This window comes from Streptomyces sp. NPDC020983 (assembly GCF_044333485.1).
GTDB lineage: Bacteria > Actinomycetota > Actinomycetes > Streptomycetales > Streptomycetaceae > Actinacidiphila.
The window spans coordinates 140656-163556 of record NZ_JBIRRA010000002.1; the positions used below are offsets into that span (position 1 = coordinate 140656).

Here is a 22901-nt window from a genome sequence, read left to right on the forward strand (position 1 = left end):
CGGCCACCGGGCCGGGGGCGGTGGCCGGATCCGCTGGCGCGGTGATCGCTCCGTGGCGGATGATTGACGTCCCGCCGGCCGGTGGCGGGCGCGGACGGGGAACGGGAACGGGAACGTGGCAGCGGACGACGTGCAGGGCGGTACGCCGCGGCGGTCCGCGGCCGAGGGCGCGGGGGCGGATCCGGAGGGGCGGACGCTCGCCGGGCGCTACCGGCTGCTGGAACGGCTCGGGCGCGGCGGTATGGGCGAGGTGTGGCGGGCCCACGACCCCGTGCTGCACCGCGCGGTCGCGATCAAGCTCGTCCGCGGCCCGCTCACCGACGACGCCGGCGCCGTACGGCGGCTGGAGCGCGAGGCGACGGCCGCCGCGCAGCTCGTCGACGAGCACGTGCTGACCGTCTACGACTTCGGGCGCGACGGCTCCCAGGTCTTCATCGTCATGGCCCTCGCCGCCGGCCGCAGCCTCGACCGGGTGCTCGCCGACCGCGGCCCGCTGCCGCCCGCCGCCGCGGCCGACCTCGCCCGGCAGGTCGCCCTCGCGCTCGCGGCCGCGCACGCGCGCGGCATCGTGCACCGCGACATCAAACCGGCCAACGTCATGCTCGACGACCGCGGGCGCGCCACCGTACTGGACTTCGGCATCGCCGCCTTCGACCTCTCCTACGACCTCACCAAGCTCAGCGCGCCCTCCGCCGTCCTCGGCTCGGCGCCGTGGATGGCGCCCGAGCAGGCCGTCGGCGGGGCCGTCGACCACCGCGCCGACCTCTACGCGCTCGGCTGCCTGCTCCACCACCTGCTCACCGGCCGGCCGCCCTTCGGCGACCGCGCCGTCACCGCGCAGCTCCTGGCCCACGCGCACGAGGCCCCGGCCCCGCCCTCCGCCGCCCGCCCCGGCGTGCCGCCCGACCTCGACGAGCTCGTCCTCGCGCTGCTGGCCAAGTCCCCGGGCGACCGCCCGGCGTCGGCGGCGCAGGTCGCGGCCCGGCTCGCGCCGTACGCGGGGGCCGCGGCGAGCCCGGAGCCGGTGGCCGCGGGGGCCGTGGAGCCGGATCCCGCCTCCGTCCCGACCCGCCCCGACGGGCCGCCGGGCGGAACGGCACCCGAGCCCGAGCCCGCGCCCTTACGCGAGCCCGAGCCGCGGCCCGAGCCCGTACCGGAGGCCCGTCCCGAGCCCGTACCGGAGGCCGGCCCCGTACGCGCTCCTGAGCCCGAGTCAGGGCCCGAGCCCGTACCCGCACCGGAGCCCGCGCCGCAGGACGTGGAGCCGGATCCCGCGTCCGTCCCGACCCGCCCCGACGAGCCGCCGGGCGAAACGGCACCCGGGGCCGGACCCGGGCCCGTACGCGGGCCTGAGCCCGAGTCAGGGCCCGAGCCTGTACTCGTACCGGAGCCCGCGCCGCAGGACGTGGAGCCGGATCCCGCGTCCGTCCCGACCCGCCCCGACGAGCCGCCGGGCGGAACGGCACCCGAGGCCGAGCCCGCGCCCTTACGCGAGCCCGAGCCGCGGCCCGAGCCCGTACCCGCACCGGAGGCCGATCCCGTACGCGCTCCTGAGCCCGAGTCAGGGCCCGAGCCCGTACCCGTACCGGAGCCCGCGCCGCAGGACGCGGAGCCGGATCCCGCGTCCGTCCCGACCCGCCCCGACGAGCCGCCGGGCGGAACGGCACCCGAGGCCGGTCCCGTACGCGGGCCTGAGCCCGAGTCAGGGCCCGAGCCCGTACCCGTACCGGAGCCCGCGCCGCAGGACGTGGAGCCGGATCCCGCGTCCGTCCCGACCCGCCCCGACGAGCTGCCGGGCGGAACGGCACCCGGGGCCGAGCCCGTACCCGAACCGCGGCGCGGGCCCGTACGCGGTGAACGGCGGCGGCCCTCCCGGCGGACCGTCCTGCTCGCCTGCGTCGGCGCGGTCGTCGCGGGCGGGGCCGCGGGCGCCACCGTCGCGCTGCTCCCGGACGGGGGTGGCGACGGGACCGGGAGCGGAGGGAAGGGGAGCGGAGGCAAGGGCGGCGAGGCCGCACTCGCGTGGGCGGTCCCGGCCACCGAGAAGTTCGTCGGCCTCGCCGCCGGCGCCGCGGTGCTCAAGGGCAGCGGGCAGCTCATCGGCGTCGCCACCGCGACCGGCAAGCGCGTCTGGCGGCTGCCGGACCTGTCCCGGGTGGACGACAACACCTTCGCGTACGTCATCGCCCCGGCCGGTCCGCTCTACCTCGGCACGGCCGACCGCCGGATCCGGCGGATCGACCCGGCGACGGGCGAGGCGGCGTGGGCGTACTCCTTCCACTTCCCGGACACGCCCGACGGCGACGGCTGGACCACCGACGACGGCATCCTCCGCCTCGGGCTCTCGCCCGACGGCCGGACCCTCTACGCGGCGCTGGCGAAGTTCCTGGTGGCCCTGCGGACGTCGGACGGCGGCGAGGTGTGGCGGTGGACGTGGCAGACGGACGCCGGCGACCAGGTGCTCATCACGTCCGTGACACCCGTCTCCGACGACACCCTGATCCTCGGCCGCACCGACCCCGGGTCACCGGGCGGGATCGGGATCCTGCTGTGCCTGGGCGTGACCAGCAGGTCCGTCCGGTGGACCGGGTCGTGGCGCGTCACCGCGCACACGCCCGACGTCCTCCTCGCGAGCCGGGACGCCGACCCGGCGTCCCTGAGCCTGGTGGACGTCTCGGACGGCACCGTGCGCGGCAGCGTGCCGGTGTCCGGGACGGAGGGCTACGCCGGGGTGTCCGCGCGGGCCGGCGTGTTCTTCGTGCAGCAGGTCAGGCACGAGGGCAGCACGCAGCACGCGGAGGGCTTCACCGCGCACTCGCTGGACGACGGCCGCGCGCTGTGGAGCCGGAAGGCGCCCGCGTCCTTCTTCGGCCTCGCACCGGCACGCTCGGGCCCGTGCGTGGTCAGCGTGGACCAGCCGCCCAGCGACTCGGCGCCCGGCGCGGCGTACAGCGGCCTCGACGCCCGGACCGGCGCGGTGCTCTGGGAGGGGCGGGGCCGGGCGCCGCTGCCCGCGGGCTCCTGGGCGGGCGCGGACGGCACCGCACCGACCGCCGTCGCCGCCCCGTGGATCCCGCTGACCGTTCCCACCGGGCCGCCCGCCACCACCGCCGCGGCCACCCTGGGGCCCGCCCCGGCCGCGCACGGCCTCGCGGGCCTCGATCCGGCGACGGGCCGCGAGGCGTGGACGGTCCACGGGCCCGTGCCCGAGGGCTACACCGAGGCGTGGGCCGAGGACCCGGGGAGCGGGCTGCTCGTCGTGCAGGCGTCCACGTTCGCGTACGGCAGGGGCATGCGGCCGAAGACCCTCTTCGCGGTGCGGCCGCCGGGCTGAAGCGCCCTCACCGCGGGCCGGGCAGTGCGGCGTGCCGGAAGTCGCGCGGGGTGACGCCGTACGCGGCGCGGAAGCTGCGGGTGAAGGTCGCGTGGTCCTTGAAGCCCCAGCGCGCGGCGATCGCGTGCACCGGCACCGGATCCCGTGCGGTGTCGGCGAGTTCGCGGCGCGCGCCTTCGAGCCGCTGCTCGCGGATGTACGCGGCGACCGTCGTGCCCTGCGCCTGGAAGAGCCGGTGCAGATGGCTGCGCGAGATGTGCCGGGCGGCGGCGATGCTGCTCGGGGTGAGATCGGTGTCGGCGAGGTGGCGGCGGATGAAGGCCATCACCTCCAAGGTGAGGGCGCGGGTGCGGGTCTCCGGCGGCAGGCCGTCCTCGGCGTCGAGGACCTGCGCGAACTGCGCGCTCACCAGGTCGGCGAGCACCCGGCCGAGCCGGGGTGCCTCGGCCTGCCGGTAGTCGCCGGTGTGCGCGGTCACCTGGGTGAGGAACTGCGCGACGAGCGCGCCGACGCCCGTCCGCCCCGGCAGGTCGCGCCCGATGACGTCCCGTACACGGTCCCACGGCAGGCTCAGCGAGGTCCGGGGCACCTCGACGCCGATCATCTCGATCCACGGGCCGAGGCCGGAGACCGTCATCGCCTCCGACGAGACGTTCATGTGGAACTCCCCCGTCCCGAGGGGTCGTTGCGGGCGGTCCGGCCAGCTGGTCACCGCGTCGCCGCGCACGACCAGGGACAGGTTGACCGTCTCCGGGTCGGACTGCCGGATACGGAAGGGCGTGCGGTGAAAGGTGAGTTGGGGGAAGGCGGCGGGCCACAGGGTGATGCCGCCGAGGTCCACCAGCCGCAGCGTCGCCCGGAAGTCGGCGGCGAATTCGCTCGTGAGGTCCATGGGCGCGTGCGTGCTGCTCATGAGGTCGTGCCACACGTCGAACCGGTCGGCCACCGGCAGGTCCTCGCTGCGGAAGACCCTCTCGTCCAGCATCCAGAACCACCCCCGGCACACCTGCCCCAACCGGCCTCCCCGCCGCTCGCGTAGCGGAGTCAACCGCATCCGCCGCGTGGACGCCACAGTGCGCGACGCCCGGGCCGCACCGGGGGTTCCGCGCGGAGGCGCTTGTGGCGCGAATCGGGTTGCGGGAGGCCGGTTCGGCGCGGGACGATCCGCGGGTGTTCACCGCACCCCGGGTTTCGTAGCCCGGCACCAAGCGCGTCACCGCCCTTGTGCCCACCAACCGCTACGGAGCGCATCACCGTGAACACCTTCCGTACCACCGGTCTGCTGCGGGACCGGAACTTCCCGCTGCTGCTGAGCGGCCAGATCGTCTCGGCCGCCGGCGACCAGGCGCAGGGCATGGCCCTGCCGCTCGTCGTGCTGGCCCTCACCGGCTCGACCACCCGGGCCGGGCTCGTCCTGGGCCTCGGCACCCTGTCCTTCCTCGTCTTCGGCCTCGCCGCGGGCGCCCTCGCCGACCGCTTCGACCGGCGCGCGCTCATGGTGTGGTGCGACGCCGCCCGCGCCGTGCTCACCGCGGGCGTCGCGGTCGCGCTGTGGCGGGACGCGCTGGGCATGCCGCAGCTGTACGCCACCGCCGTGCTGTCCGGCATGCTGACGACCCTCTTCCAGGCCGCCAACTCGGCCGCCCTGCCCGGCGTCGTCGGCCCGCACCGGCTCGCCGCCGCGCTCGGCTGGTCGCAGACGGCTTCCGGTGCGATCGGCCTCCTCGGCGCGCCGCTGGCCGGTGTCCTCTACGCGGCGGGCCGGGTCGTGCCGTTCGCCGCCAACGCCCTCTCCTTCGCCGCTTCGGCGCTCGCCCTGCGCCTTCTGCGGGCGGACCTCCGTCCCCCGGCGGCCCCGGCCTCCCGGCGCCTCACCGGCGAGATCCGGGAAGGGTTGCGGTGGTTGTGGGGGCAGCCGGTCATCCGCTTCCTCACCCTCGTCGGCGCCGCGGACAAGATCCGCTACGGGGCCGGGTACCTGCTCATCGTGACGCTCGCCCGGCAGGCGGGCGCAACGCCGCCGTGGATCGGCGTCATCTTCGGCGGCGCCGCCGCGGGCACGATGGCCGGCGCGCTCGTCTCCCGGCACGCCGTCCGCCGCTTCCCGCTCGGGCGGATCGCGGTGGTGATGCTGTGGTCGGAGGCCCTGATGTTCCCCCTGTACGCGCTCGCCCCCGGCCCCCTCACCCTCGCACTCGTCGCGGCGGCGGAGTCGGTGGTGGCCCCCGTCTACACCGTGGCCATGACCACCCACCAGCTCTCCGTCACCCCGGACGCCCTGCGCGGCCGCGCGTCCGCCGCCGTCTCGACCCTCACCACCGGGGCGCTCTCCGCCGGAACGCTGGCCGGCGGATTCCTCCTCTCCGCGCTGGGAACGCACCCGCTCGTCTGGGCCTGCTCGGCGTGGCTCGCCGCCCTGGCCCTCCTGACCACGGTGAACCCGGCGGTGCGCGGCGCCCCGAGGAGGCGCGGGGAACCGCGCGAGCGGCCCGCCGGCCGCCGGCGGGACAGTGGGGACCGGGCCGTCCGGTGAGGCCCGCCCCGGTGGGTGGCCGCCCGCACCGCTCCCCGCGCCCGCGGGCCTTTGCCGTACCCCGGCTGGGGATCAGCGGCCCGCGGCGATGATCGACAGGAGCCGCGCGTGCGTGGGCGCGTCGGCCGCGGCGAGGATGCCGCGGGCGGAGGGGCCGAGGGGGGCGCCGTCGACGGCGGTGACGACGCAGCCGGCGGCGCGGCAGAGGGCGAGTCCGGCGGCGAAGTGGACGCTGGAGGTGAGGTCGCCGCCGTCGGTGACGTACGCGGCGCGGCGGCCCGCGGCGACCCAGGCGAGGGCCAGCGTGGTGGAGCCGACGCGGGTGCGGAAGTGCTCGTCGAAGGCGGGGTTGGCGAGCATGTCGAGGGCCCAGAAGCCGGGTGGGCCCGGGGCCAGGGGATCGAGGTTGACGTCGACCAGGCGGGTCGCGGCGGAGGGGGTGAGGGGGCCGGCCGCGGCGCCGTCCCGGCGCAGCCACGCCGTGTCGCCGTCGGTGCAGAAGACCTCGTCCGCGAAGGGGTCGGCCACCGCCGCGGCCCCGCCGCGCAGCGCGACGTTGACGGCCACGAGCATCGTGCCGGCCGCGTAGTTGAGGGTGCCGCACAGCGGGTCGACGAGCCACTCCCGCGGGGTGCCGTCCGCGCCGCCCTGCCGTCCGCCCTCCTCGCCGAGGAGGGCGTCGGCGGGGCGGGCGGCGCGGATGACGTCCAGGATCGTCTTCTCGGCCTCGATGTCCGCGGCGGTCGCGAAGTCGCCGCCGCCCTTGTCCACGCGGTCCAGCCGCGTCCCGTACATCGCGCGCACCACGTTCGCGCCCGCTTCGGCGGCGGCGGCCGCGACCTCGGCGTCCTCGGCCGGTGTGTAGGAGCTGATCATGACACGAAGGCTAACGCCGGCCGCCGCGCCGCGACCGTTCGGACGGCGTGGCCGCACGACACCACGAGGGGCAACTCACGGTCGCCGCGGGCCTCGTGGTGGGCGCGCCGCCGGCGCCGGGCCGGCGGCGGCACGAAGCGCGGCAGAGCCGGGCTCCACCCGGTACGCGACCTGTGGGCCGCGGCCGCGGCGAGGAGGTGACGGCTACGCCAGCGCGGCGCGCACCGCGTTGACCAGCGTGGCGGCCCGCCGGTCGTCGGCGCCCTCGACGATGGTGTTCATGACGTAGCCGAACGCCAGCCTGCGCCCGGGGTCGGCGAAGGCCAGCGAACCGCCCCGCCCCGCGTGCCCGAAGGCGGCGGGGCCGGTGAGCGGGGAGAGCAGCGTCGGCAGCATGAAACCCGAACCGAAGCGGCTCGGCAGCCCCATGACCAGATCCGGGCCCGCCGACTGCTCCACCGTCGCGGCCGCCACCGTCTCCGGGGACAGCAGCCGCACCCCGTCCACCTCGCCGATCAACGCCGCGTACATCCGCGCCAGCGCACGGGCGGTGCCGATGCCGTTCGACGACGGGATCTCGGCGGCCTGCACCTCCGGCGACCCGAAGTCCACGGCCGCCGGGTCCGTCACCGCGTACGCACGGTTCGCGAGCGACTGCGGGTCCTTCCACAGCGCCACCGCGTCGCGGATCTCCGCGGGCAGCGACTCCGGCGGCAGCGAGGCGAGATCGACCTGCGGCTCGGGGTAGGACATGACACTCACCCGCGCGCGCTCGGCGGGCGGCAGGCCGATGAAGAAGTCCAGGCCGCCCAGCGGGGCGGCGATCTCCTCGGCGAAGAACCGTCCCGGGGTGCGCCCCGACACCCGGCGTACCACCTCGCCGACCAGCCACCCGAACGTCCGCCCGTGGTACCCGTGCGCCGTCCCCGGCGTCCACTGCGGCTTCTGCGCGGCGAGCGCCTCGGCCATCGGCGTCCACGCGAGGGCGTCCGCGAGGGGAAGGGGCTCGTCCAGCGTCACCAGCCCCGCCCGGTGGGACAGCAGCCAGCGCACCGGTATGCGGCCCTTGCCGTTCGCCGCGAATTCCGGCCAGTAGTCGGCGACGGGCGCGTCGAGGTCCAGTGCGCCGCGCTCGGCGAGCATGTGGGCCGCGGTGGCGACGGCGCCCTTCGTGGCGGAGTACACCAGCTGGAGCGTGTCGCGCTCCCACGCGCGGTCCGCCGCCGGGTCGGCGAGGCCGCCCCACAGGTCGACGACCGGCTCGCCGTCGACGTACACGCACAGTGCCGCCCCGGTGTCCCCGCGCTCCGTGAAGTTCTCCGCGAACGCGGCCCGGACGCCGCTGAACCGGGCGGCGGCCTCCCCGTGAATCGTTGTCATGAGGCCATCATCACCCCGGGGGCGGGCCCCCGGCCGGCCGCTCGGCGCGGCATGCGCGCGCCCCTGCGGGCCGCGGCCGGTTCAGGGCGCCATCCGGGCGCGGAGCCAGGCGAGCTGGCGGGTGGTGTGCAGCGCCTCACCGCCTTCGTGGTGGTTGAACGGGTAGACGTGGACGGCCCGTTCCACCGCCTCGGCGCCACCGGCGGCGGAACCGTAGTGGTTGTACGCCGCGAAGACCGTGCTCGGCGGGCACACCGTGTCGCGCAGGCCCACGCCCACGTGGACCGGCGCGGTCGCGCGCCGCGCGAAGTTGACGCCGTCGACGTACGAGAGCGTCGTCCGGACGAGCTCCTCCGCGTCGCGGTGGACGGCGAGGTAGCGGACGATCTCGCCGTACGGTTCGGCGTCGGTGATGTCGATCGCCCGCTGGACGTGGCAGAGGAAGGGCGCGGCCACCATGAGGGCCGTGAGGTCGGGGACGAGTCCGGCGACGGCGAGGGCGAGGCCGCCGCCCTGGCTGTTGCCGACCGCGGCGACGCGTGCCGGGTCGACGCCGGGCAGGGCCCGGACCGCGGCGACCGCGCGGACGGCGTCGGTGATCAGGCGGCGGTAGTAGTAGTCGTACGGGTCGAGGACGCCGCGGACGACGGCGCCGGGGCCGCCGAGGGCCACGGCGCCGGGGTCGGGGGTGTCGCCGCCGCTGCCGTAGAGATCGCCCTGGCCGCGGCTGTCCATGAGCAGGTGGGCGTAACCGGCGGCGGCCCAGGTCAGGCGCTCGTGCGGGAGGCCGCGGCCGCGCCCGTAACCGAGGTACTCGACGACGGCGGGGAGCGGTGCGGCGGCGCCGGCGGGGCGGGTGAACCAGCCGCGCACGGGGTGGCCGCCGAAGCCGGCGAAGGTGACGTCGAAGGTCTCGACGAGGCTGAGGCCGGTCTCGGCGGGGCGGACGTCGAGGAGCACGGGGGCGGTGTCGGACTGCTTGAGGGTGGCGGCCCAGAAGGCGTCGAAGTCGTCGGGCTCGCGCACGTCGGGTGCGTAGCCGTGCAGCTCGCCGATCGGGAGGTCGAACAGGGCCACGGGGGTCCTCCAGCGGGAAGGGAAGGGGGTCGGGGGCCGGGCGGCGCGGGCTCCCGGGCGGCGGGGCACCGCGGGGAGGAGCCGCTCAGTGCCGGGGGGCGGGGGGCGCGGTGCTCTCCCGGACGACCAGCTCGGTGCCCAGGTCGATGCGTTTGGTGGGGACGTCCGCGCCGGCCGCGAGGTCCAGCAGCATGCGGGTGGCCGTGCCGGCCATGTCGTGCAGGGGCTGGTGGACGGTGGTGAGCGCGGGCTCCATCCAGGCGGCGACCGGCAGGTTGTCGTAGCCGACGACGGACAGGTCGCCGGGCAGCCGGAGGCCCAGCCGCCGTGCGGCGCGCAGGACTCCCATGGCCTGGGCGTCGGAGCCGGCGAAGATCGCGGTGGGCGGGTCGGGGAGCTGGAGGAGCTCCATGCCGTGCTGGTAGCCGGCGTCGAGGTAGAAGTTGCCGTGCCGGACGAGGGCGGTGTCCATGGCGAGGCCGGCCTCGTCGTGCGCGCTGCTGAAACCGGCGATGCGGGCGCGGCTGCACAGCAGTTCCTCCGGCCCGGCGATGACCGCGATCCGGCGGTGGCCGAGGTCGAGCAGGTGACGGGCGGCGACGAGGCCGCCGTTCCAGTTGTTGGAGCCGACGGTGGGGACGGAGGCGGGGGTCGCGCTGTCGGTGTCGACGGCGACGAACGGCACGCGCTGGCGGCGCAGTTTCTCCTGCTGGGCCTCGGCGAGCCCGCACTGCACGAGGAGCACCCCGAGCGGACGGCGGCCGACGATCAGGTCCAGCCAGGTGTCCTGCGGGCGGTGGACGCCGCCGAGCTGGGTGAGCACCAGCTCCACGCCGGCGGTGGCGACCGCCTCCTCGACGCCGCGGATGATCTCCATGGCCCACGCCGAGTCGAACTCGTGGAAGACCAGGTGGATTTGGTTGCTCGGTTCGCTCGACCGGCGGCTTCGCCGCCGGTAGCGGTGGCGTTCGAGGCTGGCCTCGACGCGCGCCCGCGTCTCGTCGGCGACGTCCGCGCGCCCGTTGAGGACCTTGGAGACGGTCGCCACCGAGACGCCCACCTCGCTGGCGATGGTGGCGATGGTCGCGGCCCGCTGCCCGCCTGCTGGATCGGTACTGGTCACGGAGGTGCCCTACGCTGCAGGGTGTCGAAAGTTTCGACACAACCACTGAAACAAGCTCTGCCCACAGGGTGGGCAGATGGCGAATATACGGCACTGCATGGGACGAGACCAGGCTCAAAAGCTGCTGTCCCGCCTATTGACACCCCTTCTGCCACGTCCTTAGGCTGCCCGACACATTAAGCAAGAATTTCGAAAGTTTCGACTCCGCCCGCTCTTTCCCTGCCGCCTCCCGGGAGGTCGGCCCGGTCCTGCGCATGGCCGAACCAGCGCCAGGCGACGTGGGCGTGCGTCGCCCATCCACCGCACGGAGGCCCGACGATGAGCACGATGGGGACGGTGGACCTGCCGTCCGAAGCCTCTGGCGCGGGCGGGCGGAAATCCGCCCGGACCCGCCCCAAGGGCCGTAAGACTGCCAAGGGGGCGAAACGGACCTGGCGGCAGTCCCTGCGCCGCGACTGGCAGCTCTATTCGCTCGCGGTGCTGCCGCTGCTGTTCTTCGCGGTCTTCCGGTATCTGCCGATGCTGGGGAATGTCATCGCTTTCCGGCGTTACCACCCCGGCAGCAGCATGTTCGGCGACGAGTGGGTCGGCTGGCGCTACTTCAAGCTCTTCTGGCACGACCCGCAGTTCTGGCACGTCTTCTCGAACACCCTGCTCATCGGTGTCCTGACGCTGCTCTTCGCCTTCCCGATGCCCATCATCCTGGCGCTGCTGCTCAACGAGGTGCGCAGCCGCAGGTTCAAGAGGCTCGTGCAGTCGATCTCCTACCTGCCGCACTTCCTGTCCACGGTCATCGTGGCCGGCGTGGTGATGCAGTTCCTGGCCGCCGACGGCCCGGTCAACCAGGCCCTCAGGCACTTCGGGCACAAGCAGATCCTGTTCATCCAGGAGCCCGGCTGGTTCCGCTCCATCTACGTGTCGTCGGAGCTGTGGCAGACGGTCGGCTGGGGCACGATCCTCTACCTGGCCGCGCTCACCTCGATCGACGACAACCTCTACGAGGCCGCGCGGATCGACGGCGCCAACCGCTGGAAGCAGACCTGGCACGTCACGCTGCCGGGCATCCGGCCCACGATGGTCACGCTGCTGATCCTCAACATCGGCACGTTCATGGCGGTCGGCTTCGAGAAGATCCTGCTCCTCTACAACCCGCTGACGTACCCGACGGCGGATGTCATCTCCACGTACCTGTACCGGATGGGCGTCGTCTCCAACAACTTCAGCTACGCCGCCGCGATCGGGCTCTTCGAGTCCGTGATCGGCCTGGTGCTGATCGTCACGGCCAACCGGATTTCGCGTCGCACAGTGGGGACGAGCCTGTGGTAGCCCTCGACACAACCGCCACCGACGACCGGCCTGTCCTGCAGCCGGCCGGGATCCGCACCAGCCGCGGCTACCGGGTCTTCCAGGTGGTCAACACGCTGATCCTGCTCGGGGTCGTCGTGGTGACGCTCTACCCGGTCGTCAACATCGTGGCCCGCTCCTTCAGCGAGGACGGCTACATCCGCTCGGGCAAGGTCAACCTGTGGCCGCGCGGCTTCAACGTCACGACCTACAAGGCCGTGATGAGCAACTCGCTGTTCTGGACGGACTACCGCAACACGGTCGTCTACACCGTCGTCGCCACGGTCGTCGCGATGGTGCTCACCACCTGCTACGCCTACGTGCTGTCCAAGAAGGACCTGCGCGGCCGCGGGGCGCTGGTCGGCATCGCCGTCTTCACGATGTTCTTCACCGGCGGCCTGATCCCCAACTACGTGCTGGTCACCACGCTGGGGCTGAAGAACAGCGTGTGGGCGATCGCGCTGCCGAACGCCATCAGCGTCTTCAACCTCCTGGTGATGAAGGCCTTCTTCGAGGGCATGCCGGTCGAGCTGGAGGAGGCCGCCGCGATCGACGGCCTGAACACCTACGGCATCCTGTGGCGCATCGTGCTCCCGCTGTCCAAGGCGGTACTGGCCACGATGGTGCTGTTCTACGCGGTGTCGTTCTGGAACTCGTGGTTCACGGCCTTCCTCTACATGGACCACTCCGACCTGATGCCGGTCACCGTCTACCTGCGCAACATGATCGCCGGTTCCACCGGCGGCACCTCGGTGGGCTTCTCGGAGGCGGACGCGACCGCGATCGGCGCCAACATCCAGGCGGTGACGATCGTCCTGACCACCCTTCCGATCCTGGTCGTCTACCCCTTCGTCCAGCGGTACTTCGTCTCCGGGGTCACGCTCGGCGCCGTCAAGGGCTGACCCCGCCCGACGCCGCCCCCGGGCCGCCACCGCGGCCCGTCACGAAACGCCTGTGCCACCCGTCCCGTACCACCCCCTACCCCGAACTCCCGCGCTCGCGGGAATGGAGTCCCCATGAACAACATCTCCCGGCGGTCGATGCTCATCTCGCTGGGCGCCACGCTCGGCGCGGCGACCCTCGGCCTGAGCGCCTGCAGCAGCGACGGCGGCGACGACAAGGACGGCTCGGACCTGTCGAAGAACAGAGCTGACGCGATGGACAAGTTCGGCGTCGGCGACCAGTTCAAGGCGACGAAGCCCTTCGCGCTCACCACGCTGCTCAACGACAACCCCGGCTACCCGGAGAAGGGCAGCTGGCTGTTCTGGACGGAGCTGGCCAAGCGCACCAACGTCACCCTCAAGCCGACCGTCGTCCCGCTGAGCGACTACGAGAACAAGCGCAGCGTCATGATCGGCTCCGGTGACGCCCCCTTCCTGATCCCCAAGACCTACTTCGGCCAGGAGGCGCCGTTCGTCTCCTCCGGCGCGATTCTGGCCGTCAGCGACTACGTCCATCTGATGCCCAACTACCAGGACAAGGTCAAGAAGTGGAATCTCCAGGGTGACGTCGAGACCCTCGTCCAGGACGACGGCAAGTACTACGTGCTGCCGGGCCTGCACGAGGACGTCTGGATCGACTACACCTTCGCGATCCGCACCGACGTCCTGGACGCGCTGGGCCTGCAGATGCCCAAGACGCTGGACGACCTCTACAACGTCCTCAAGGCGATGAAGGCCGCGCACCCGGACCTGTACCCGATGTCGGACCGCTGGAGCCAGCCCCACCCGGCCGGCGCCATGCTGCAGACCTTCGGCCAGGCCTTCGGCGCGGGCTACGGCGGCGGCTGGGGCTACCACAACGTCACGTACGACACCGCCTCGGACAAGTTCGTGCTGACCGGCGCGATGGACCAGTACAAGGCGATGGTGGAGTTCACCGCGAAGCTGGTGAAGGAGAAGCTGCTCGACCCGGAGAGCTTCACGCAGACCGACGACCAGGCCAACGCCAAGTTCACCTCCGGCAAGTCCTTCGTGATCTCCACCAACGCGCAGGAGCTGGTCAACACCTACCGCCCGGGCCTGGCCAAGGCGGTGCCGAGCGCCAAGGTCACCAAGATGCCGGTGCCGATCGGCCCCGCGGGCGAGGTCAAGGTCGGCACGCGCCTGGAGAACGGCCTGATGATCACCAAGAAGGCCCGCGACTCCAAGGACTTCGTGGCGATCATGCAGTTCGTGGACTGGCTGTTCTACTCCGACGAGGGCCAGGTCTTCGCCAAGTGGGGCGTCGAGGGCGTCACCTACACCAAGGACGCCGCCGGCAACTTCAAGCTGGCCAAGGACGTCGACTACGTCGGCCTCAACCCCAGCGGGACCAAGAAGCTGAACGTCGACTTCGGCTTCTCCAACGGCAACTTCGCCTACGGCGGCAGCACCAAGCTGCTGGAGTCCGTCTTCTCCGAGGAGGAGAAGGAGTTCCAGAAGATCATGACCGCCCGCAAGACGCTCCCGGTGCCGCCGCCGTACCCGCTCAACTCCGAGGAGCAGGAGCAGTTCTCGCTCTACGAGGCGCCGCTGACGGACTTCGTCCAGCAGCAGACCCTCAACTTCATCCTCGGCAAGCGCCCGCTCAGCGAGTGGGACACGTACAAGAGCGAGCTCAAGGGCAAGAACGGCGACCAGTACCTGAGCCTCGTCAACGGCGCCTACGACCGCTACAAGAGCAAGAAGAACGGCTCCGACAAGAGCTGACCCGCCGCCCCGGGCGGGGAGCGCCCCACCGGACCGGCCGGCCCCGACACACGATCGCACCTTCGCAAAGGACCACCACCGTGCGGATCTCAGTACCCGACCAGCCCTCAGGACGCCTGACGGACGCATGGCGCCTGTGCGTCGGAACCGGCCGGTTCGACCTCGCCCTGCGCAGCGACTACCAGGACTCGCTCGCCCTCGTCCAGCAGGACATCGGCTTCCGGCACATCAGGGGCCACGGCCTGCTGAGCGACCAGGCCGGCGTCTACCGCCCGTACGAGCACGCCGGGGCGCGGCACGTGCGGCACTCCTTCACCTACGTCGACCAGGTCGTCGACTCCTACCTCGGCCTCGGGATCAAGCCGTTCGTCGAACTCGGCTTCATGCCCGAGGAGCTGGCCTCCGGCGACGAGACCGTCTTCTGGTGGAAGGGCAACATCACCCCGCCGCGCGACTGGCGCGAGTGGGCCGACCTGGTACGCGGCACGGTCGGGCACCTCGTCGAGCGCTACGGCCTCGACGAGGTGCGCACCTGGCCCATCGAGGTGTGGAACGAGCCCAACCTCACGGCGTTCTGGGCCGGCGCCGACCAGGACGCCTACCACCGCCTCTACGAGGTCACGGCCACCGCCGTCAAGGAGGTGGACGCCGCACTCCAGGTCGGCGGGCCCGCGCTCTCGCCCGGCTACGAGCCGCGCTGGATGACCGGCTTCGCCGAATTCGTCGAGGCCAGCGGCGCGCCCTGCGACTTCGTCAGCCGGCACGCCTACGCCTCGGGCCCCGCGCAGGACGTCCCCTTCGGGACGCACCAGACGCTCGGCCCCGCCTCGATGCTGCTGGAGCAGTTCGCTGCGCCGCGCAAGGAGCTGGCCGGCAGCCGGCTGGCGGAACTGCCCGTCCACATCACGGAGTTCAACTCCTCCTACCGCCCCGACAACCCGGTGCACGACACCGCGCTGCACGCCGCGTACCTCGCGCCCGTGCTCGCGTCCGGCGGCGACCTGGTGGACTCCTTCTCCTACTGGACCTTCAGCGACATGTTCGAGGAGGTCGGCATCCCCACCGCCCTCTTCCACGGCGGTTTCGGACTGCTCACCCACCGGCAGATCAAGAAGCCCACGTACCACCTCTACGCCTTCATGGCCCGGATGGGCGACGACGTCCTCGCCCGCGGCGACGACCACCTCGTCACCCGGCACGCCGACGGCCGGGTCACCGTCCTGGCCTGGGCGCCCGTGGACCACACCGGCGCCGGCGAGACCGTCGACGGCCACACCGTACGGCTGTCGGTCCCGGTCGGCGGCCCCGCGCACGCGACCGTCTACGCGCACCGCTCCTCGGTCTCCGAGGACGCCGGCAACGCCTGGGCCGCGTGGGCGGAGATGGGCCGCCCCCTGTCGCCCGACCGCCGGCAACTGGCGGCTCTGCGGGAGGCCGCCGAGCCGTCCCGCATCCACCGCGCGCTGCCCGTTGCCGGCGGGAGGGTCGAGGTCGACCTCGTCCTCGCCCGCCACGAGGTCACCCTGCTGGAGCTGACCCCGGTCACCGACCACACCCCGCCGTGGTGGGACGAGCGCCGGCTGCTCGACCCGGACGCGTCCGCGGGGCCGGCCGGGGGCACGGCATGAGCGCCGCTTCCGCGGCCCGCAAGGAGTTCGGCGAGGGCCCGCTCGCCCGGGCCGCCGCCCTCGTCTACAGCCTGCTGGTGATCGAGGTGCTGCTGCTGGTCGCGGTGGCACCCGGCCTGCTGGTGCTCGGCCTGCTCGACCGCGACGCCGGCAACGTGCCGCTCGCCGTGCTGTGCGCGCTGCCCGCCGGACCCGCGTGGTCGGCCGCCCTCTACGCGTGGCAGCGGCGCAGCCGCGACCTCACCGAACTCCACCCGGCGCGCGCCTTCCGGCGCGGCTACCGCACCAACGCGGCCGACGCGCTGAAGGTCTTCACCCCGTGGCTGGTCGCGATGGCGCTCGTCGCGACCGTCCTCACCCACCGCGACGCGGCGGGCGTACCGGGCTGGTGGGCCGGGATGCTCGCCGTGCTCGCGGCGGTGTCCGCGCTGTGGATGGTCAACGCCATGGTGATCAGCGCGCTGTTCAGCTTCCGCACCAGGGACACCGCGCGGCTGGCCGCGTTCTTCCTGGTACGCGGCTTCAAGGCGACGGCCGGCAACCTGGGCGTGCTGGCCGCCGCCTTCGCGCTGACCCTGGCCGGTGCGCAGGTGCTGCCCTTCCTGCTCGCGTCGGTCATCGCCGCCGCGACGCTCGTCAACTGCCGGCCGATGATCGCAGCGATCCGCGAGGAATTCACCGCATGAGCCTGCCCGTCACCCCCAGCACGCCCTTCGGCGGTGACTACAGCCCCGAGCAGTGGCCGGAGCACGTCTGGAAGGACGACCACCGGCTCTTCGACGCCGCACGTATCGACACCCTGACCCTCGGCGTCTTCCTCTGGGCCAGGACCCAGCCGGCCGAGGACACCTACGACTTCACCGTCCTGGACCGGGCCGTGGACGAGGCCGAGGCGCAGGGCCGCCGGATCTGCCTGGCCACCGGCACGGGCGCGCACCCCGCGTGGCTGGCCCGCGCCCACCCCGAGGTGACCCGCACCGACTTCGAGGGCCGCAAGCACCGCTTCGGCCAGCGCCACAACTCCTGCCCCAGCTCCCCGGTCTTCCGCCGGCTGTCCGCCGCGCTGGCCGGGCGCGTCGCCGAGCGCTACGCCGGCCGCCCCTCGGTCATCGCCTGGCACATCGGCAACGAGTACGGCGGCGCGTGCTACTGCGACCTGTGCGCGGCGGGCTTCCGCGACTGGCTGCGCGGGAGGTACGGCACCCTGGAGGCGCTCAACGCCGCCTGGTACACGGACTTCTGGTCGCACACCTTCTACGACTGGGACGAGATCGAGGCGCCGTCCGCGCTCACCGAGCACTGGCGCGGCCCCGACCACACCGCCTTCCAGGGCATCACCCTGGACTACCTGCGCTTCATGTCGGACGCGATGCTCGCCAACTTCCGCGACGAGAAGGCCGCGATCCGCCGCTTCAGCCCCGACGTCCCCGTGACCACCAACTTCATGGGCATGTACCGGCCCATCGACTACCACCGCTGGGCCGAGCACCTGGACTTCGCGTCCTGGGACAACTACCCGCCGGAGAACACCACTCCGGCATGGATGGGCCTGAGCCACGACCTGATGCGCGGCCTCAAGGGCGGCCAGCCGTTCTGGCTCATGGAGCAGGCGCCGACCACGACCGCGTGCCGCGACGTCAACCCGGTCAAGCGGCCCGGTGTGATGCGGCTGTGGAGCTGGCAGGCGATCGCGCACGGCGCCGACGCCGTCCTCTACTTCCAGATGCGGGCCTCGCGCGGCGCGAGCGAGAAGCTCTTCGGGGCGGTCGTCAACCACGCGGGCCGCGACGACACCCGGGTCTTCCGCGAGGTCGCCGCCCTGGGCGCCGAGCTGGAACGCTTCGGGCCTGTCGCGCTCGGGGCGCGCACCCCGGCGAGGGTCGCGCTGCTCTTCGACTGGGACAGCTGGTGGGCGCTGGAGATCTCCGACGGCCCCAACCGCCACGTCCGCTACCCGCAGGTCGTGCTGAGCTACTACCGCGCGCTGTGGGAGGCGGGTGTCGACGTCGACGTGGTGCCCGTCACCGCGGAACTCGGCGGCTACGACGTGGTGATCGCCCCCGCCCTGCACATGGTCAAGGGCGATCTCGCGCAGCGCCTCGAAGCCGTCGCCCACCGCGGCGGCTCGGTACTGGCGAGCTACCTCTCCGGCCGCGTCGACGAGAACGACAACGCCTTCCTCGCCGACGTCCCCGGTCCGCTCGCCCCCCTCATGGGCATCCGCATCGACGAATGGGACGCCCGCGAGCCGGAGTTCAGCAACCCGGTGCTGCTGGGCAGCGGCCCGGACGCCGTGGAGTCCGCGGCCCGGCTGGTCTTCGAGCTGGTCCTCCCGCAGGGCGCCGAGACGGTCGGCACCTACCGGGCCGACTTCTACGCCGGCACCCCCGCCGTGACCCGCAACGCCTACGGTTCCGGGCTCGGCTGGTACGTCGCCGCCGGGCTCGACCAGGCGGGAGTCGACTGGGTCGTCCGCCGGGTGCTGGAGGCGGCGGGCGTCGCCACCCGCCACCCCGGCCTGCCGCAGCTGGAGACCGCCGCCCGGATCGCCCCGGACGGCACCCGGCTGCTCTTCCTGCTCAACCACTCCGACCAGCCGGTCACCGCACCGGCCGGCGTCGGCGGCACCGACCTGCTGACCGGCGACACCTTCGCCGCCGGTGCCCAGGTCCCCCTCGACGGCCACGGAGTGCGGGTGCTGCGCGAGTTCTGACTCCCCGCACTGCCTGGCCCATGGACGCCGCCGCCCCCCTCCAGCCGGGGGCGGCGGCGTCGGGCTCTCCCGCCGCCCGGAGCGCTAGGGCGTGTCCGCAAAGTCCCGCCTGGCACACGGCGCCTGGCACGCACGCTCGCTACGTTGTCGGGCTCGTCCGAGTAGGCCCACTACGAGGACGACCCTCCGCCTTGCGATCGCACGCACCAGACACCGTCTGCCCCGCCCTCCGGGCGGACGACGGGACTTTGCGGACACGCCCTAGGGGATGGGCCGGCCGAGCGCGTCCGGCACCCCGGACTTGCGCAGGAAGTAGGCGTTGACCTGGTCGCGCCACTCCCCGGCGCAGCGCACCTGCTCGTCGAGCCGCTCCAGCACCCGGGCGTACAGCGCGGCGTCGACCAGCCCCGTACCCGCCAGCTCCGTCCACCGCCCGCGCATCGCCGCCGCCTCCTCGGCGCCCGCGAAGTGCGTGTCGTAGATGTGCTGGACGACCGTCGTACCGCTGTGCAGCACATGCCCGTACGGCACGTGGTGGAAGAACAGCAGCAGCTCGTCCGGGCAGCTCGCGAGGTCCTCGTAGACGTCCGACCAGGGCTTCGGGTACTGACCGGTGTAGCCGGTGCCGGTCGCGCGCGTGCGGTCCACGCCGATGCCGTCGCGGTCGGCGAAGTGGTAGGTGCCCCACGGCTGGTACTCGTAGCCGTCGACGTCCGGCCCGTAGTGGTGGCCCGGCCGCACCATGAAGCCGACGCCGAGCGGCGCGGTGTAGCGCTCGTACGTCAGCCACGAGCCGTCCATCAGCGCGTGCAGGGTGCGGCGCAGCGGCTCCGGGTCGCGGTCGCGGGACAGCAGCGGCACGAACGTCAGCCCGATCCACTCGTCCAGCAGCGCCACCGGATCGGCGCCCGGATCCCATGCGAGGCGGCCGAAGGCGTAGAGGTTGGCCTGCGCGAGCGGATGGCCCGTCCAGTACGGGTCGTCGCCGACGTTGGAGACGGCCACCAGCCCGCCGCCCGTCGCCGGGTCCGCCGCCAGGTCCGCGACGGACCGGCCCGCGTCGCCCCACGGCCGGAAGCCCAGCACCTGGCTCCACATCGGGCCGAGATAGCACACGTGCCGCTGCTGCCCGGTGTACTCCTGCGTGACCTGTAGCTCCACCGCGAGCCTGGTACGCGGCATCGCCGCGATCACCGGCGAGACCGGCTCGCGGGTCTGGAAGTCGATCGGCCCGTGCTTGACCTGGAGCACCACGTTGTCCGCGAACTCCCCGTCCTGCGGGGCGAAGTGGTCGTACGCGGCACGCGCCCGGTCCGTCGACCGGTCCCGCCAGTCCTGCTGGTGGTTGTAGACGAAGGCCCGCCAGTGCACCTCGCCGCCGTGCGGTGCGAGGGCCGCGGCCAGCATGTTCGCACCGTCCGCGTGCGTGCGCCCGTAGGCGAACGGACCCGGCTGGCCCTCGGAGTCGGCCTTGACGACGAAGCCGCCGAAGTCCGGAACGGCCTCGTAGACGCGGTCGGCCGCGGTGGCCCACCACGTCCTGACCGCTTCGTCCAGCGGATCGGCGGTCGTGAGGTCGCCGAGGACGACGGGCGCGGCGAAGTTCACCGACAGGTGCAGCCGGATGCCGTACGGCCGGAAGACGTCCGCCAGTTCGGCGACGTCACCGAGCCGTTCGGTGAGCAGCCGGGTCTCGGCGGCGTGCACGTTGACGTTGTTGACGGCGACCGCGTTGATCCCGGTGGCCGCCAGCAGCCGCGCGTACGCCCGCACGCGCGGGAAGTCCCGCAGCGGCTCGCCGTCCCGCCAGAAGATCGACCCCCCGGAATACCCGCGCTCGACCGCGCCCATCACCGGGTGCACGTCCAGGTTGTCCCAGTGGTCCAGCATGCGCGTCCGCAGCGCGGGCCGGTGCGCCACCGCCTCGAAGTCCGCGCCGAAGGCGTCCTCACCGAGCCGGACGACATGGAAGAAGCCGTACAGCAGCCCCGCCGCGTCCCCGGCCACCACCCGGGTGACCCCGTCCCGCCGCCCCAGCACGTACCCCTCGGGCCCCGCGCTCCCGCCGAGTTCGAGCACCAGGTCGTACCCGCCGCCCCCGCCGGCGCTCCCCCCGTACACCCCGCAGGCCTGCTCCACCTCCGCCCGCACGGTGCCGGCCACCCCGCCGGACGCGTCCACCAGCACCCGCCGCGTCCCGACCGCCCGGAAAGCCTCCGGCGGCAGCCACGCCGCATGCACGTCGGTCGTCATGTCCATCGTCACGGAAATTCCCGTCTCGTAGCTCACGCGCATGCCGCGCCGTGCTCACCCGACGAATCTACTCACTGTGAATTCCCGGGTAAATGCCCTGGTGGGGGTACGTGCGAGATATCCGGCGGGCCGAAATGTTTCGAAGCGGAGAGTGAGCGTACGGGTGGCTCACGCATTCCCCCGCTCATGTGACGGCGGCGGTATCCGGATGATTTCCGGGACCGGAATATCGCCCGTTCCGGGGCTACGGCCGTCCGAGGCCGGTCAGCCCGGCAGAAGGGCCTCCGCGTAAGGAACGCTCCACACCGCCGGGTGCGCGATCCCGTGCCCGCGGTGCCCGTCCTCGCCGAACGCGTCGCCGTGGTCGGCGCACATGATCACGAGCCATGGGCTGTGTTCCGGAAGCGAGTCGAAGAGCCGTCCCAGCTGGCCGTCCGCGTACGCGAGAGCGGCGCACTGGCTCTCCCACGAGTCGGCGTCGGCACCGGCGAGGTAGCCGAAGTGCGGGGTGTGGGTGGCGGATACGTTCATGAATAAGAACAGCCTCTTGTCCGGCGGCTGTCCGCGCAGTGTGTCCATGGCCAAATCCACCTGGTGACGGGTCGACTCCGGGCAGTCGGGGGCGGTGCCGGGGCTCCAGTGCGCTTCCTGGAACAGGGCGGGAAGGACGCTGCCGAGTTCGGTCTCACGTGAGAAGAACCCCACACCCCCGATGCACACCGTCCGATAGTCCAGCCCTGCGAGTCCGCGCACGATGTCGGGTGCGTCGAACACGAACGTTCGCTCCCCGATGGTCGTCCCGTGCCGGGCACGGCACGCGAGGAGCCGCATGGGTCTGCCCGGTCCGGACGGGACCGGCAGGAAGCCGGAGAAGAACGCCATGTGAGCGGGCAGGGTGAAGGAGCCCTGCGTGCGGCGCTCCTCCCAGCGGCCGCCCGGCAGGAGCCGGGCGATGTTCGGGGTCAGCCCCGCGAGTAACGACGCCCGCGCGGCGTCGAATCGAAGCGAGTCGAACGTGATCAGCAGAATGTTCCGTCTGCCGACCACGCTGTTGGCATCGATCTCCATGTGTGTACGCCCTCTGGTCTGTGGCTGGTCTACAACTCCAGCTCGGTGGTGCGGTGGGCGACGTCCAGCAGGTCACCCGAGGTGAGAACCTCCCGGGACGCCTCGATCACGTCCTTCACGGTGTCGATGCCGCGCCAGTAGCCCGAGACACGGAAGCCGATCAACCGTCCGTCGCGGGCGAGTTCGGGGAAGGTCGTGTCCTCGTGGTCGCCCTTGTCGGGCAGCAGGTCGACGACGTCGGGGTTGAAGATGTACACCCCGGCGTTGATCCAGTACGGCAGCTCCGGCGACTGCGTGAAGCCCTTGATGCGGTTGCCGTCGACGAGGTCGGCGACGCCCCAGTTGGAGCGGTACGGGGACAGGGCGATCGTGACGGCACCGGCGTTGGCGTGGTGGTAGGCGGTGAAGTCGGCGAGTGAGAAGCGGCTGATGACATCGCCGTTGAGGACGTAGAAGGGGCTTCCGGGGTCGGCGAGACGGCGGGCGGCGAACTTGAGCCCGCCGCCGCGACCGAGCGGTTCGGCCTCGATGGCGTAGCTGACGTCGAGGCCGAAGCGCGAGCCGTCCCCCACGTAGTCGGTGATCATCTCGTGGCGGTACCCGCCGCTGATCACCACCGACTGCACCCCGTGCGCCGCGAGCCAGACCAGCTGGTACCCCACGATGGGTGCTCCCGCGACCGGCACCATGGCTTTGGGTGCGTCGTCGGTGTACGGCCGCATGCGCGTGGCCTGGCCGCCCGCAAGAATCAGCGCCTGCGTCACGTGTGCGGTCATGGTCCACTCCTCTTTTGGGTGCCGGCGTGGCACCGGGCGAGTACATCCTTGCAACGGGTCATGCCCGTCGCCCGTAACGCACCGGGCCCCGGGCCCGGGCACGTCA

General features: G+C 72.9%; 16 protein-coding genes. 8 read left to right on the top strand and 8 right to left on the bottom strand.

What is annotated here, in order from left to right; translation table 11 throughout:
* The first annotated feature begins 115 nt into the window (after window positions 1-115).
* Window positions 116-3334 carry a protein kinase gene (locus ACH4SE_RS04085; RefSeq protein ID WP_398541717.1) on the top strand — a complete coding sequence of 1073 codons (3219 nt, stop codon included), beginning with the start codon at window positions 116-118 and terminating at the stop codon, window positions 3332-3334.
* 7 nt (window positions 3335-3341) lie between these two features.
* On the opposite strand, the gene ACH4SE_RS04090 is transcribed toward ACH4SE_RS04085, so the two are convergent.
* Window positions 3342-4319, bottom strand: a complete 978-nt coding sequence (locus ACH4SE_RS04090) for an AraC family transcriptional regulator (RefSeq protein ID WP_398541718.1) — start codon at window positions 4317-4319, stop codon at window positions 3342-3344.
* Between the two features lie 270 nt (window positions 4320-4589).
* Here ACH4SE_RS04090 and ACH4SE_RS04095 point away from each other — a divergent pair, with 270 nt between their 5' ends.
* On the top strand, window positions 4590-5867 hold the full coding sequence (locus ACH4SE_RS04095) for an MFS transporter (protein ID WP_398541719.1): 1278 nt from the start codon (window positions 4590-4592) through the stop codon (window positions 5865-5867).
* A 72-nt stretch (window positions 5868-5939) separates the two neighbouring features.
* On the opposite strand, the gene ACH4SE_RS04100 is transcribed toward ACH4SE_RS04095, so the two are convergent.
* The 4 genes from ACH4SE_RS04100 to ACH4SE_RS04115 form a co-directional block, all read right to left on the bottom strand.
* The gene (locus ACH4SE_RS04100) at window positions 5940-6743 is read right to left on the bottom strand and encodes an inositol monophosphatase family protein (RefSeq protein WP_398541720.1); all 804 of its coding nucleotides are present in this window, start codon (window positions 6741-6743) and stop codon (window positions 5940-5942) included.
* A gap of 204 nt (window positions 6744-6947) precedes the next feature.
* Complete coding sequence (locus tag ACH4SE_RS04105) at window positions 6948-8123, bottom strand: serine hydrolase domain-containing protein (RefSeq protein WP_398541721.1); 1176 nt, start codon at window positions 8121-8123, stop codon at window positions 6948-6950.
* Window positions 8124-8204: 81 nt separating this feature from the next.
* A complete protein-coding gene (locus ACH4SE_RS04110; RefSeq protein WP_398541722.1) occupies window positions 8205-9200 on the bottom strand; it encodes an acetylxylan esterase in 996 nt (331 codons plus the stop codon).
* Window positions 9201-9285: 85 nt separating this feature from the next.
* On the bottom strand, window positions 9286-10323 hold the full coding sequence (locus ACH4SE_RS04115) for a LacI family DNA-binding transcriptional regulator (protein WP_398541723.1): 1038 nt from the start codon (window positions 10321-10323) through the stop codon (window positions 9286-9288).
* A gap of 327 nt (window positions 10324-10650) precedes the next feature.
* Between ACH4SE_RS04115 and ACH4SE_RS04120 the strand changes: the two genes are divergently transcribed.
* From ACH4SE_RS04120 to ACH4SE_RS04145, 6 genes are all read left to right on the top strand, one after another.
* Complete coding sequence (locus ACH4SE_RS04120; protein ID WP_398542130.1) at window positions 10651-11649, top strand: ABC transporter permease; 999 nt, start codon at window positions 10651-10653, stop codon at window positions 11647-11649.
* Window positions 11650-11699: 50 nt separating this feature from the next.
* Window positions 11700-12569 (top strand): carbohydrate ABC transporter permease, encoded by an 870-nt coding sequence (locus ACH4SE_RS04125; RefSeq protein WP_398542131.1) that lies wholly within the window; start codon window positions 11700-11702, stop codon window positions 12567-12569.
* 114 nt (window positions 12570-12683) lie between these two features.
* Entirely contained in the window at window positions 12684-14357 is a 1674-nt protein-coding gene (locus tag ACH4SE_RS04130; protein ID WP_398541724.1) for an extracellular solute-binding protein, read from the top strand.
* An 80-nt stretch (window positions 14358-14437) separates the two neighbouring features.
* Complete coding sequence (locus tag ACH4SE_RS04135) at window positions 14438-15985, top strand: xylan 1,4-beta-xylosidase (RefSeq protein ID WP_398541725.1); 1548 nt, start codon at window positions 14438-14440, stop codon at window positions 15983-15985.
* A complete protein-coding gene (locus ACH4SE_RS04140) occupies window positions 15982-16671 on the top strand; it encodes a hypothetical protein (RefSeq protein WP_398541726.1) in 690 nt (229 codons plus the stop codon). Before ACH4SE_RS04135 ends, ACH4SE_RS04140 begins: the two co-directional genes overlap by 4 nt.
* Window positions 16668-18698, top strand: a complete 2031-nt coding sequence (locus tag ACH4SE_RS04145; RefSeq protein ID WP_398541727.1) for a beta-galactosidase — start codon at window positions 16668-16670, stop codon at window positions 18696-18698. Before ACH4SE_RS04140 ends, ACH4SE_RS04145 begins: the two co-directional genes overlap by 4 nt.
* 261 nt (window positions 18699-18959) lie before the next feature.
* Here ACH4SE_RS04145 and ACH4SE_RS04150 read toward each other — a convergent pair whose 3' ends face one another.
* From ACH4SE_RS04150 to ACH4SE_RS04160, 3 genes are all read right to left on the bottom strand, one after another.
* On the bottom strand, window positions 18960-20951 hold the full coding sequence (locus tag ACH4SE_RS04150) for an alpha-glucuronidase (protein ID WP_398541728.1): 1992 nt from the start codon (window positions 20949-20951) through the stop codon (window positions 18960-18962).
* Window positions 20952-21215: 264 nt separating this feature from the next.
* Window positions 21216-22019 carry an STM4013/SEN3800 family hydrolase gene (locus ACH4SE_RS04155; protein WP_398541729.1) on the bottom strand — a complete coding sequence of 268 codons (804 nt, stop codon included), beginning with the start codon at window positions 22017-22019 and terminating at the stop codon, window positions 21216-21218.
* 29 nt (window positions 22020-22048) lie between these two features.
* Window positions 22049-22795: an NDP-sugar synthase gene (locus ACH4SE_RS04160; RefSeq protein ID WP_398541730.1), complete on the bottom strand. Its 747-nt coding sequence runs from the start codon at window positions 22793-22795 to the stop codon at window positions 22049-22051.
* Window positions 22796-22901: the final 106 nt, after the last annotated feature.